The organism is Mycobacterium sp. E802, assembly GCF_001666875.1.
Taxonomy (GTDB): domain Bacteria; phylum Actinomycetota; class Actinomycetes; order Mycobacteriales; family Mycobacteriaceae; genus Mycobacterium.
The window spans coordinates 17,938-31,051 of sequence record NZ_LZJD01000155.1; the positions used below are offsets into that span (position 1 = coordinate 17,938).

The window sequence follows — 13,114 nt, forward strand, 5'->3', positions numbered from 1 at the left end:
GCCATGACCGATCTCGCCTCAGTCGACTATTTCGCCGACCCCGCTGTCGCCCAGGATCCTTACGAGTACTACGAGTACCTGCGCAGCAACGGGCCGGTGTTCACCGAGCCACACCACGGCGTGGTGGCGGTGACCGGCTATCAGGAAGTGATGGCGGCCTTCAAGGACCACGACTCGTTTTCGGCGGTCAACGCGATCGGTGGCCCGTTCCCGCCGCTGCCGTTCGAGCCCGAGGGTGACGACATCACCGAACAGATCGAGGCGCATCGTCACGAGTTCCCGATCTTCGAGCACATGGTGGTGATGGACCCGCCGCAGCACGAGCGCGCCCGCTCGCTGCTGAGCAGGTTGCTCACCCCGCGCCGGCTCAAGGAGAACGAGGACTACATGTGGCAGCTGGCTGACAGCCAGCTCGACGAATTCATCACCAACGGTCGCTGCGAGTTCCTCTCGGAGTACGCCAAACCGTTTGCCACGCTGGCCATCACCGACTTGCTCGGCGTGCCCGAGGATGACCGGGCCGAGTTCCGCCTGGCCCTGGGCGCGGGCCAGCGGCCGGGCAGCCGGGTCGGAGCGCTCGACGGCGAAGCGGTGGGGCTCAACCCATTGCAGTATCTGGACGACAAGTTCAGCGGATACATCGCCGAGCGACGTGAGCATCCGCGCAACGACGTGCTCGGCGGGATGGCTGCCGCGACGTACCCGGACGGATCGATTCCGGAGCTGCTTGAGGTGGTCCGCCCGGCGACGTTCCTGTTCGCCGCCGGCCAGGAGACCGTGACCAAACTGCTCAGCGCCGCGGTGCAGACGCTGGGGGACCGGCCGGAGTTCCAGCAACAGCTGCGCGAGAACCCTGACCAGATCCCGGCTTTCATTGAGGAGGCCCTGCGCATCCAGAGCCCCACCAAGATCGACTTCCGGTTGTGCCGCAAGACCACCACGCTCGGCGGCGTGCCCATCAAGGCCGGCACCGTGCTGATGCTGTGCCTGGGCGCGGCCAACCGGGATCCGCGCAAGTTCGAAAACCCCGATCAGTTCCGCATCGACCGTCCGAATGTGCGGGAGCACATCGCCTTCGGGCGTGGCATCCACACCTGCGCCGGGGCGCCGCTGGCCCGGGTCGAAGGCCAGATCACCGTGGCCCGTCTGCTGGAACGGTTGCGCGACATCGCCATCGACGAGTCCGCACACGGTCCGGCCGGGCAGCGCAGCTACAGCTACGAGCCGACGTTCCTGCTGCGCGGCCTGACCGAACTGCACATCACCTTCACCGAAGCGAAAGGCTGACCGGCCCGCCGCGGAAATCGACCGCGTCGAGGATGCTCGACGGCACCCGGAACACCCGCCCGGGTGAGGCCGGCCAGAGCAGGGTTTTGCGACCGATGACCCGGCCATCCTGGCGCGCAACCACTTTCGGGATTCGCACCAGGGAGTCAGTCCACAGCAGCAGCCGGTGCCGGGCCGGTGCAGGGTCGCCGGGGCGCAGTAGGCCGGGGGCGACCCAGCGCAGCGGCGCATCGGCCTCGATGCGGACCCCTTCGTCGGGCGTGGTTGCGCCACCCAGGTAGCAACGCACCTGGGCGGCCACGTGGCGACCGTCGAGCGCGGCGATGTCGGCGGTGTCCACCGGGTGCAGCAGGTTGCCGATCGCGAACACACCGTCGCGGCTGGTCCGCAACGCGGTATCGACGACGGGCCCCAGGCTCTTCGCATCCATGTCGAGCCCGGCGGAGCGGGCCAGCTCGTGGTCGGGAATCCAGTCACCGGTGAACACCACGGTGTCGCAAGCCACGATGCGGCGGGCTCCGGTGCGCGTGTTCTCGATCTCCACGCCGACGACGGTGCCCTTGCCGATGATACGAACCACCCGGGTGGTGGTGGCAACCTCCACACCCAGCAGTGGAGTGCGGCCGGCTAGGTTGAACACCGCGTATGCCTCGGAGGAGGGGTATTCGCTTGTCATCAAGACGGTTTCGCATCCGGCGTGTTTGAGCGTGAGCACCGCCGAATAGCTGACCAGTTCGGCACCGACGATCACCGCGCGCGTGCCCACGCTGCGGTGCTGCAGGTGCACGGTGTTCTGCAGCTGCCCGGTGGTGTAGACGCCACCGGGCCGGTCGCCGGGGATCATCCGGGCCGGCCGGGGCCGCTCGCGGGCACCGGTGGCCAGGATGACCGCGCGGGCGTCGAGTTGTTCGCGCCCCGCGGGTGAGGTGAGCTCCAGAGACCTGTCGCCGGCCCAACCGGTGACCATCGTGGCGGTGCGGATCTCCGCGCCCGCCGCGGTGGCCTCGCGGACCAGGCGACGAGCGTATGCCGGCCCGCCGATGAAGGTCTTCATGTCGCGGATGCCGTAGCCCGGGTGGTCACTGTGCCGTGGGATACCGCCGGCCGCGGATTCCCGTTCCAGTACAACGGTATTCACTCCGGAGCCGGCGAGCTCGGCTGCGGCGGTCAGGCCGGCCGGGCCACCACCGACGATCGCGACGTCATAGGTGCTCACTTGTTGATCTCCTGACGTTCCCGCTCGAACACGGACTGCACCTCGGCGCCGCAGAAGAAGGCCTGGCAACGGCCGTTCATCACCCGGGTGCGTCGGCGCAGCCCCTCCAGCGCGGCCGGTGGGATCACGGAGTGGCAGGCATCGCGCAATTCCCCTTCGGTGACGCGTTCGCAGAAGCACACGATGCGGCCGTAGGCCGGATCAGCCTTGATCTTCTCGGCCTGCTGGTAGGGGCGGGGAAACGCCTCGCCGAGGTTCGGCATGCGCGGCGGGTCGGGCAGGTCGGAAGCCGGGGTCAATTCCAGGCCGGCCGAAACCAATTGCTCACAAGCATATTCGGCAATGGCCATCCCTGCGGTCAGCCCGGTGGAGCGGATGCCGCCGACCAACAGATAGTGCTGCGCCGGATCGGCGTCGATCAGGTAATCACCGTGGTCGATCGCGGCCCGCAGCCCGGCGTAGGTCGCGGTGACCTCCTCGTCGAGCAGCCGGGGCATCAGCCCGCGGCCTTTCTCCAGCAGGAACTCGAAACCGTTCTCCGAGGTGCCGGTGGCCGTGCGGTCGGTCAGATCCTCAGAGGTAGGACCGAGCATGACGTTGCCGTAGATCGTGGGACTGACCAGGACACCTTTTCCGCGCGAGGTCGGCACGGGCAAGACGATCTTGTCGACCAGCGGTCGGGCCAGCTTGTCGTAGACGATCAGCTCGCCGCGACGCGGGGTGACCGTGAAGCGCGAGAAGCCGAACAGACCGTCGATGACATCGGCGCCGAGCCCGGCCGCGTTGACCACCCAGCGCGTGCGCACAGCTCCGGCGGAGGTGTGCAAAGTGGTGACCTGGTCACCGATCTCGACGCGCTCGACCCGATGATTGGTCAGCAACGCGGCGCCGCGGTTGACCGCGTCGGTGGCCAGCGCCAGGTTCACCGTCCAGGTGCAGATGATCGACTCGTCGGGCACGGTGAGCCCGCCGAGTGCGCCCGGCCCCAGAGCGGGGACCGCGGTGTACACCGCTGCAGCATCGACGATCTCGCACCGGTGGTAGCCATTGGCCTCGGCCTTCTCCTTCAGTCCGGGCAGTGCGTCGAGTTGTTCGTCGTCCCAGGCCACCAGGATCGCTCCGGTGTGTTCGACCGGGATTCCGGTGTGGGCCGCATAGTCGGACAGCAGCCGATAGCCGCGGCTGACCATGGCCGATTCCAGCGTGCCGGGCTTGGCGTCGAAGCCGGTGTGCAGGATCGCGGTGTTGGCCTTGCTGGTGCCGTCGCCCACGTCGTCGCGGGCTTCGAGCAGGGCTACCGACAGTTGGTATCCGGACAGTTCACGGGCGATGGCGGAGCCGACGATGCCGGCTCCGATGACCACGACGTCGTAGCCGTCGGAGGTCAGGGGGGTCATGAAATCTCCTGGTGGTACGTGGTTTCAGCCAGATCGCGCCAGGCCGAACGGAATTCGTCGGCGCGCTCCGGGCGCCATCGGGGCTCGTAACACCCCGACGGTGTCCAGTCGGTGACGACGTCGCGCACCGACTGTTCGGGTGTCAGGCTGAGCCGGGCCAGTGCAGCGGCACCCAGCGCGGTGGCGTGCGCCGACGGGTACACCTCGACGGGCACTTGCAGAATGTCCGCGCAGGCCTGCATCAGCACCGTGGACTGGGTGAGCCCACCGTCGACCCGCAGCCGGGTCAGTGCCGCGGCGTCCGCGTCGATCGCCGAAACCAGCTCGGCGACCTGCGCGGCGATGCCCTGCAACACCGCGAGCACGACATGTCCGCGTCCGGTGGACAGCGTCATACCCGAGATGGTCGCGGTGGCATGGGATTTCCACCACGGCGCGGCCAATCCGGCCAGCGCGGGCACACACAGCACGCCGGCGTTGTCCGACGCGGCGACGCGGTCCATCTCGGCCGCGCCGCTGATCACGCCGAGGGACGTCAGCCACTTGACCGCCGATGCCGCGGTGTAGACCTGGCCGTCGATGCAGAACGAGTCCACGCCGCCCAGCCGCCAGGCCACCGAGGAGGTCAGTCCCGCGGTGGAGCGGACGGGGTCGGTCCCGGTGTTGGACAGCAGGAACGCGCCCGTGCCGAATGTGCACTTGGCCATGCCCGGTTCCAGGCACGCCTCGGCCAGCAGTGCGGCCTGCTGGTCCACCACGATCCCGCCGACCGGTACCTCGGCACCGAAAGTCGATGTGGTGCCGATGATCTCGTCGTTGGCCGCGATCCGGGGCAGACGTTCGTCGTCGAGACCGAACACCGACAGTAACTCCGGGCTCCAGTCCTTGGCGCCGAGCTCGACGACGGCCGACCGACTGGCGGTGGTGGCGTCGGTGACGAACTCACCGGTGAGCTGATGCAGCAACCAGGTATCGGACGTCGTCACGACACCCCCGGCATCGGGGGCATGGCGCCGCAGCCAGGCCATCTTCGGTGCCGAGAAGTACGGGTCGAGCACCAATCCGGTTCGGGTGGCCAGCATCTCGGCGTGCTCGGCCAGGTCGGCACACAGGGTCTCGGCGCGTCGGTCCTGCCACACGATCGCCTGGGTCAGGGGACGGCCGGTGCCCGGATCCCAGGCCAGCACGGTCTCGCCCTGGTTGGCCAGCGAGACCGCGTCGATCGGGCGGTCGGCCTGCTCGAGCGCGGCGCGCCCGGCGCCGAGCACGGACTCCAGCAGTTCTGCCGGATCCTGCTCGACGCCGCCGCCGTCAAGGTAACGCGGGTGTACCGCCACCTCGGCCAAGCCGACCACGCCCTGTTCGGGGTCGACGACGATCGCCTTGGTCCCCGACGTGCCTTGGTCGATGGCCAGTACCGTCATTTCACGGCGTCCAGTTCGGCATCTATCGACGCCATCGCGGGCATCTTGAGGCCGTCGCGGCCACGGGTGATCAGGAGGTACCCGAGGTAGACCGCGCCGATGGCCACCATCGCCAGGACGTAGAGCCACGGATCTTTGAATGAGGCATCGCGGAACAGCGACAGTTCGAACACCAGCCACACCACGGCGACCACCAGAACCGGAACTTCCCAGCGGCCCAGGCTGAACCCGGCGCTGGCGGGCAGCTTCTTACGGGTCGCGATGTACAACACGATGGTGATGGCGTAGATCGACGCCGGCAGCAGCGTCGCCGCGGAGAACAGCTTGAACAAGGCGTCGGTGCTCGTCGAGAAGATGCCGAGGATCACTGCGGAGGTGGCCGCCATGAACACGGTGGCGTTGGCCGGGGTGCGGAACCGCGGTGAAACCTTGTGCAGGATTTGCCATCCCGGGAACCGCTGATCCCGCGACATCGCCCAGACCAGGCGCACACCGCTCATCAGGATCACCAGCCCGCAGGCGAAGATCGCGATCGCCACCAACACGAGCAGTGCGGTGCCGACGAAAGAGCCGAGGATGTCGCGGATGACGTCGGCGATCGGAGTACCCGACTGAGCCAGTGCGGTGGGGTTGTCGACGGCAGCGGTGACCACCAACAGGAACAGGAAGCCCAGCACGCCAGAGGCCAGCACGGCCTGCCACATGGCCCGCGGCACCACGATTTCGGGCCGCTTGGTCTCCTCGGCCAGGTTGGCCGCCGACTCGAAGCCGACGATGGTGAAGGCGCCGAGCAGGAAGCCGAGCATCCACGGTCCCACCGAGGTGGCGGTGCCGAAGTTCCAGTACCCCTCGGCCGGAATGTCGCCGCGGGAGAACAGGTTTCCGACGGAGAGCTTGTGCGCGATCACCCCGACGATGAACAGCAGCACCACCAGGGCCACCATTCCGATCAGCTCAGCCGTGACGGCGAAGTTGTTGACCCGCTCGGTCCACTTGGTCGACAGCCCGACCAGCAGCGCCTGCAGCAGCAGCACTCCGGCGGTGATCAGGAATCCGGTGAGCGCGGTGCCCTGGAAGTCGAACAGGGCCGGCACCACGGTGGCCGCCACGGTGTAATCCACTGCCACCACGACGATCGCCAGGAACGTGAACGAGATCCAGCCGGTGATCCAGCCCAGGATGGGGTTGGCCAGCCGTGACACCCACTGGTAGGCGTAGCCGGTCACCGGGATGCGCGCGGCCAGCGAGCCGAGCAACAGCGCCACGGCCACCTGGCCGACGATCACGAAGGGCCAGGTCCAGATCCCCAAGGGGCCGGAGCTGCTCAGCACACTGCCGTACGTGGTGAAGATGCCGGTGGCGATGGAGACGAACGCGAAGGCCACGGCAAACGAGGCGAACTTGCCGGTGCCGCGTTCCAACGTCTCGGTATAGCCGTAGGCCGATATGGAAGAATTTGTCATCGATCGGGCTTTCTGCGGGAATTGTCTGTTTCGCGAAGGAATGGCTCGGTCCGCGGGCGGCGCTGCAACGTCGCCCGCACCCGTTTCAGGCGCTTGCCGGCCGCGCCGGCATGACCACACCTCCCGTCTCCTCCAGGGCCGCGGCCACGGCCGGGTCGGTGTTCTCGTCGGTGATCACGCCGTCGACCGCGCTCAGGTCACAGACCCGGTAGGGCGCCACCTTCCCGAGCTTGGACGAGTCGGCGAGGATGTAGCTGCGGGCGCTGTTGGCGATGATCGTGCGACGCACGTCGATCTCGTCGAGATGGAAATCGGTGAGCCCAGCGGCCGCGTCGACACCGCCGGAGCCCAGCAGGGCGATGTCGGCGTAGACGTCGGTGAAGAAGCTCTTGGTGTGCGCATTCGAGCAGGCCAGATCCCCGGCCCGGACCCGGCCGCCGGCCAGCAGCACCTCGATTCCGGGGCGGTCGGCGAGTTCCACCGCGACCGGCAGCGAGGGGGTGATCACGGTGCCGGTGAAGCCGCGGGGGATCGCCCGGGCTGCTGCGACGGCCGTCGTCCCGATGTCGATGATGACGGTCTGCCCGTTCTCCAGCAGACCGGCGGCCACCCGGGCCAGCTGTGCCTTGGCCTGGTGCCGGATCATCGTGCGTTCGGAGTAGGACGGCTCGATGGGGCGATGATCGGAGACGGCGGCGGCACCGCCGTGGACCCGACGCAGCTCGCCTCGTTCTTCGAGAAGGGCCAGGTCACGCCTGATCGTCTCGGCTGATACCCCGAGGCGCCGGACGAGTTCGTCGGTGCTGATCGCTTGCGCGGTGCCTACCGCCTCGACGATCGCCTCGTGACGTTCAACCGGCAGCACGGCTGACCGTCGATGTGGATTTCTGACCGAACATGACGGTTATTGTGGGGTGTGGTGTGGCCCACGTCAACCGGAGCCGGGAAATCAGCGCACGGTGCGCCCGTACTCGGCCATCAGGTCCCTCAGTTCGCCATCGCCGACGCGCGCGATGAACCTCAGCACGGCCGGCCCGTTGCCGTCGTCGATCGTGGGGTCGGCTCCGGCGGCCATCAGCACCGCCACGATGTCGGCACGTTTCCCGGTCGTATTGCGCACGGCCTGATAGAGCGGCGTGCAGCCGTCTTCGGCGACAGCGTTCACGTTCGCGTTCGCTTCGAGCAGGATCTTCACGATGTCGATGCTGTCGCTCTGGGCGGCGAAGTGCAGCGGCGTCATCCCGACGTTGTCGACGGCGTTGACGTCAGCCCCCAACGCGAGTAGTCGCGTGGTGTTCTCGGTCCGAAACTGGTTGCCGATCCGGAAGTTCTCGGCCGCGAGCTGCGGGTCTTTGAGGGCGGCCGTGTAATTGAGGCCAACCGGGTCGTTGGTGACGGCGTAGTGCAGTGCCGTGCGGCCCGCGCGATCGGTACCGACAGGGTCATCTCGGGGCACCACTCGGCGGTCGTTTCGGCGGCCAGGAGTGAACCTGAACTTCATCGAAAAAACCGTATCAACGCACGGCGATCCGGATGTTCTTTACTTGCTGAAACTCGTTGAGGCCCTCGATGCCGCCGGTCCGGCCCGAGCCGCTCTGCTTGTAACCGCCGTACGGACCCTGGGGTGAGATGTCGCTGAACTGGTTGATCCACACCGATCCGGATTCCAGCCGACGGGCCACTCGATGGGCACGGTTGAGATCGGTCGTCTGGACGAAGGCGTTCAGGCCATATGGGGTGTCGTTGGCGATCCGCACCGCCTCGTCTTCCTCGCGGAACCGCATCACCGAGACGACCGGTCCGAAGGTCTCCAGTTGCGCGAGTTCCGAGGAGTTGTCCACATCGCCGAAAACCGTCGGTTCGACGTAATAGCCCTTGCCATCGATCCGCTTGCCGCCCATCAGCAATTCACCCGCACCGTTGGACGCCGCGGTATCGACGGCGGCCAGGATCCGGTCGGCGGCGGACTGGCTGATCACCGGTCCGAACGTGGTCGCGGGATCCATCGGGTCGCCGATGTTAGCGGAACCGATGACGGCGAGGAACTTCTCCAGGAATTCGTCGTAGACCGCATCGTGGACCAGTATCCGGCTCGCGCATGCGCAGCTCTGTCCTGACTGCATGAGCGGGCCCTGGTGGGCCGACAGCGTGGCGGCCAGGTCGAGATCGGCGTCGGCGAAGATGAGATTGGCGGATTTGCCCCCCAACTCGGTGACCACCGGCGTGAGATTCGTTGCGGCAGACTGCAGTACCTTGCGTGCCGTACCACCGCCGCCGGTGAAGGCGATCTTGCCGATGCCGGGATGACGGACCAGGGCCTCGCCGCCCTCGGCGTCGGCCGGGGCGACAGTCACCAGTCCCTGGGGCAGCCCGGCCTCGAGACACAATTCGCCGAAGCGCAGTGCCGCGAACGGCGCGAGCTCGGAGGGTTTGAGGACGACGGCATTGCCGGCGGCCAGCGCCGGCGCGACACACGATCCGGTGACGACCAGGGAGCCGTTCCACGGCGTGATGACGCCGACCACGCCATAGGGCTCACGCTCGACGAGATTGATGTCGAACGACCCGTTGACCGGTGTCGTCACCCCGTGCGGCTTGTCGGCGTAACCCGCGAAATGTCGCAGGAACCGCTCCAGAAGCATTGCGGTGCCGGCGAACGAGATCGGCACCGCATAGTCGGCCACGTTGAGCTTCGCGAGCTCGTCGAGGTGCTCGTGCACCACGTCGGCCAGGTCGATCAGCAGGTCGCGGCGCCGGTCGACGGTCAGTGAGACCCACTTCCGCTGCGCCCTTGCGGCGGCGGTCACCGCTTCGTCGATCTCGGCGGCTCCGGCCAGGTCCACGGTCCCGTTCGGCTGGCCGGTCGCCGGGTAGATGTGCTCGAACTTCATGCCTCGGCGTTCTCTTCCTCGAGCACACGTTGCTGCTGTTCCCGGATCACCTGGTTGAGGTTCGATGCCTTGGGCCATCCGTAGTAAGCCGCGAAATGCAGTGCGAGTTCATCCATTTCCTCGAATGAGACATCGCGGCTCTTGAGCGCGGCATAGACGTGGCTGAGGATCGGCAGCGGCGCATCCTGAAAGGCCACGCAGGCCACCGTCACCAGGCGGCGTTCCTTCATACCGAGTCCGGGCCGCAGCCACATCTCTCCGAAGACGAAGTTGAGGATGCCCGCCCCGGAGTACGGGTTGTCCCGGGTCGGGGCGAACGGGATGCAGTTGATGTCCCGGAAGGACTGCTCGCCGCAGACCAGTCGTTCTTCCGGATCGCTCGGTGTGGGCAGCGGCAGCAGCGGCTCGGGTGCGGGCGGGGTCAGCCCGCGTTCGCGGTGGATGCGGTCCCACTGCTCGTCGACCATCATGTTGAACCACGAGGCCTTGGGCCAGCCCGCGTACACCGCGAAATGCAGGACGGCTTCCCGCATTTCGACGATGGACACGTCCCCGCTGTTGAGGGCGGCGTACACGTGGTCACGCAGTGGTCCCTCGGCGTCGGCCGCCGCCACGCAGGCCAGCGTGACGAACCGCCGGTCGCGGCGGGACAACCCGGGGCGCGGCCACACCTCGGCGAACACGAAGTCGATGAGGTTCGCGGTCGCCGGGCTGCTATCTGCGGGCGCCTCGAACGTCATCACCTCGGCGAACTCCCGCCGGCCGCGCTCGGTTCGGGTGTCGGCGGCGGTCATCGGATCGTCGCCCCGGCGTCAACCTTGAACTCCAGCCCGGTGACGTGGCGGGCCTCGTCGGAGATCAGGAACAGCACGGCGTTGCTGATGTCGAGGGCGTCGGTCATCTGGATCGGCAGCGCGTTCTGGAAAATCGGGCCCAGGTCTTGACGGGTCTCGTGGATCAGGGTGTGCAGGGTGTCGGGTCGCAGCCCGGTGGCGACGCCGGTGGGATGCACGGTGTTGACCCGAACATTCACTGCGGCAAGCTCGTTGGCGAGAGCACGGCTGAGCCCGACCACCCCGTGTTTCGATGCCGTGTAGGGCGTGTGCAGCGGTGAGCCTTTGACTCCGGCCACCGAACTGACGTTGATCAGGCTGCCGCCGCGTTCCACCAGATGCGGCAGCGCGGCCGCACAGGTGTTCCAGGTGCCGATCAGGTTCACGTCGACGACGGTGCGCCACTGTTCGGCGGTGGTGCTGTCCCAGGTACCGGCGGTCAGCACCCCGGCGTTGGCGACCGAGGCGTCCAGGCCGCCGAGCTTCTCGACACCGTCGGCCACCGCGGCGCTCAACGCTGCGCCGTCGCGGACGTCGACCACATAGGTGAGTGCCTGGCGACCCAATTCGCCTACCAGACGGGCGGTTTCGTCGAGGTCGTCGCGGGTGGCCAGGGGATATTCCACCTCGGGCAGTGACTCGCAGATGTCGACGAGGATCACGTCGGCACCTTCCTCGGCCAGACGTACCGCGTGGCTTCGGCCCATGCCGCGTGCTGCGCCGGTGATCAGCACGCGCTTGCCGGTGACGCGCCCCATCAGAGCTTGTTCGTGAAGCCGGCGTCGACGGGGAGGGTGACCCCGGTGACGTATTTGGCAGCGTCGGAGACCAGGTAGCTGATCGTCGCGCTGATGTCCTGGGGCTCAAGCAGTTCCACCGGAAGTGGGTTCTGCAGGTGCGGTCCCCCATCGGGGTAGTTCTCCAGGAACGCCGTCATCGCCGGGTTGACGGCCATCATGGTGTTCACCGCGGTCGGATGCACGGTGTTGACCCGGATGTTGTGCGGGGCAAGGGCATTGGCCAAGGTACGCATCAATCCCACGATGCCGTGCTTGGATGCCGCGTAGCCCAGGCCACCGCCCTGCGATCCGCCGAAGCCGCGCAGCCCGGCGGTGGAGCTGGTGAACACGATGGATCCGCCGCGTCCACCCTCGATCAGGTGGGGGATCGCGGCCTTGGCGGTGTGGAATGAGCCGACCAGGTTGACCCCGATCGCATCGGTCCACATCGCGAGGTCCTCGTCGATCGTCACCTCCCGGAACGCGGTCGGTGCGATGCCGGCGTTGGCCAGCACGATGTCCAGCCGGCCGAACTGCTCGACGCCGGAGTCGACGGCGCTCTTGAGTGCGTGGAAGTCGCGCACGTCGGCGACGGTGCCGAGCATCTTGCCGCCCGCTGCCTCGACCAGGGCGACCGTCTCGTCGAGCTCGTCACGGCTGGCCATGGGGTACGGGTTGGAGGCGATGTCGGCACAGACGTCGACACCGATGATCGCTGCGCCTTCGCCGGCCAGCGTGACCGCATGACTGCGGCCCTGACCTCGGGCGACCCCGGTGATGAAGGCGACTTTTCCGTCCAGATTGCCCATTGATCCTCGCTTTGCCGAATGGGTGTAACCGTGTTACCCAGGTACGGTAACCTGGTTACACCACGGCGGCAAGGATGATTTCGAAGTGGCAGAAGAACGCGATCGGATCCTCGACATCGTCGTCGAACTCCTCGAGACCGAGGGCTATGACGGCGTGCAGCTGCGTGAGGTGGCGCGGCGGGCCAAGACGTCCCTGGCCACGATCTACAAGCGGTACTCCACCCGTGACGAGCTGATCCTGGCCGCGCTGGATTCCTGGATGGCTGAGAACCGGTACTCGGGCGTGTCCGGACAGGTGCGTGAGCCGGGGGAGTCCCTGTATGAGGCCCTGATGCGGATGTTCCGCACCCTGTTCGAGCCGTGGGAGAAGCACCCGGACATGTTGCGGGCCTACTCGCGAGCCAGGGCAGCTCCGGGTGGGGACCGCCTGGTGCGCCGTGGGCTCGACGCCGTGGTGCCCGCCGGCCTGACCATCCTGGATGGAGTCGACGAGGCATTCGTCGACGATCTCGACAGCATCGTGACGAGCCTGGTGTTCGGGCTCGTGGGACGGTTCACCGCCGGCGAGATCGAGATCACCGACATCCTGCCCAGTCTGGATCGCACCGTCTACTGGCTTACCGCGGGTTACCAGAACAGGAAATGACCACCCCTCGCCGGCGAAAACCCGGCCTGACGTGTCGATCAGCTCGGCACTACACGCATCGCCTTGGCGTGTCGTGTGGGGTGCCGGTCTGCCCGCCTATCCGCGACTTCTCAGCGACAATCGCCACACCGGTATCGTGACGCCTCACCAATCCCATTGTCGCTCGTCGTTTTTGGCACACGGACACCTCCCGTCTCATGGGCCTCACCTGCCCAGTGCCCGGTTGCCAGCGACACTGTCGCTGGTAGCTGGACAACCCAAAACCCGTGGCGGGTGGGCTTTTTGGGGCTTCGGTGACGTGAGTAAACAGTGGCCTCGTGGCGAACGGTGCCTCTGGTGCCTGAGAGGCGATTGTCGCTGAGAAGTCGC

General features: G+C 67.1%; 12 protein-coding genes. 2 read left to right on the top strand and 10 right to left on the bottom strand.

Annotated elements, in window-relative coordinates; translation table 11 throughout:
* Positions 1-3: 3 nt before the first annotated feature.
* Positions 4-1,287: a cytochrome P450 gene (locus A5699_RS22290; protein ID WP_067774007.1), complete on the top strand. Its 1,284-nt coding sequence runs from the start codon at positions 4-6 to the stop codon at positions 1,285-1,287.
* Here A5699_RS22290 and A5699_RS22295 read toward each other — a convergent pair.
* From A5699_RS22295 to A5699_RS22340, 10 genes are all read right to left on the bottom strand, one after another.
* Positions 1,268-2,503: an NAD(P)/FAD-dependent oxidoreductase gene (locus A5699_RS22295; protein WP_067774010.1), complete on the bottom strand. Its 1,236-nt coding sequence runs from the start codon at positions 2,501-2,503 to the stop codon at positions 1,268-1,270. The two genes, A5699_RS22290 and A5699_RS22295, sit on opposite strands and share 20 nt — an antisense overlap.
* Positions 2,500-3,900, bottom strand: coding sequence for an NAD(P)/FAD-dependent oxidoreductase (locus A5699_RS22300; RefSeq protein ID WP_067774013.1), 1,401 nt, complete (start codon positions 3,898-3,900; stop codon positions 2,500-2,502). Before A5699_RS22300 ends, A5699_RS22295 begins: the two co-directional genes overlap by 4 nt.
* A complete protein-coding gene (locus A5699_RS22305) occupies positions 3,897-5,324 on the bottom strand; it encodes an FGGY family carbohydrate kinase (RefSeq protein WP_067774016.1) in 1,428 nt (475 codons plus the stop codon). The genes A5699_RS22300 and A5699_RS22305 overlap by 4 nt, the downstream gene beginning before the upstream one ends.
* A complete protein-coding gene (locus A5699_RS22310; protein ID WP_067774019.1) occupies positions 5,321-6,787 on the bottom strand; it encodes an amino acid permease in 1,467 nt (488 codons plus the stop codon). Before A5699_RS22310 ends, A5699_RS22305 begins: the two co-directional genes overlap by 4 nt.
* An 85-nt stretch (positions 6,788-6,872) precedes the next feature.
* Entirely contained in the window at positions 6,873-7,652 is a 780-nt protein-coding gene (locus A5699_RS22315; RefSeq protein ID WP_067774022.1) for a DeoR/GlpR family DNA-binding transcription regulator, read from the bottom strand.
* A gap of 84 nt (positions 7,653-7,736) precedes the next feature.
* Complete coding sequence (locus A5699_RS22320; protein ID WP_082957829.1) at positions 7,737-8,288, bottom strand: ankyrin repeat domain-containing protein; 552 nt, start codon at positions 8,286-8,288, stop codon at positions 7,737-7,739.
* Positions 8,289-8,301: 13 nt separating this feature from the next.
* Positions 8,302-9,678, bottom strand: coding sequence for an aldehyde dehydrogenase (locus A5699_RS22325; protein ID WP_067774025.1), 1,377 nt, complete (start codon positions 9,676-9,678; stop codon positions 8,302-8,304).
* Positions 9,675-10,472 carry a carboxymuconolactone decarboxylase family protein gene (locus A5699_RS22330; protein ID WP_067774028.1) on the bottom strand — a complete coding sequence of 266 codons (798 nt, stop codon included), beginning with the start codon at positions 10,470-10,472 and terminating at the stop codon, positions 9,675-9,677. Before A5699_RS22330 ends, A5699_RS22325 begins: the two co-directional genes overlap by 4 nt.
* The gene (locus A5699_RS22335; protein WP_197508363.1) at positions 10,469-11,269 is read right to left on the bottom strand and encodes a mycofactocin-coupled SDR family oxidoreductase; all 801 of its coding nucleotides are present in this window, start codon (positions 11,267-11,269) and stop codon (positions 10,469-10,471) included. Before A5699_RS22335 ends, A5699_RS22330 begins: the two co-directional genes overlap by 4 nt.
* Positions 11,269-12,099 carry a mycofactocin-coupled SDR family oxidoreductase gene (locus A5699_RS22340; protein ID WP_067774035.1) on the bottom strand — a complete coding sequence of 277 codons (831 nt, stop codon included), beginning with the start codon at positions 12,097-12,099 and terminating at the stop codon, positions 11,269-11,271. Before A5699_RS22340 ends, A5699_RS22335 begins: the two co-directional genes overlap by 1 nt.
* Before the next feature lie 85 nt (positions 12,100-12,184).
* Between A5699_RS22340 and A5699_RS22345 the strand changes: the two genes are divergently transcribed.
* Positions 12,185-12,745: a TetR/AcrR family transcriptional regulator gene (locus tag A5699_RS22345; RefSeq protein WP_067774038.1), complete on the top strand. Its 561-nt coding sequence runs from the start codon at positions 12,185-12,187 to the stop codon at positions 12,743-12,745.
* Positions 12,746-13,114: the final 369 nt, after the last annotated feature.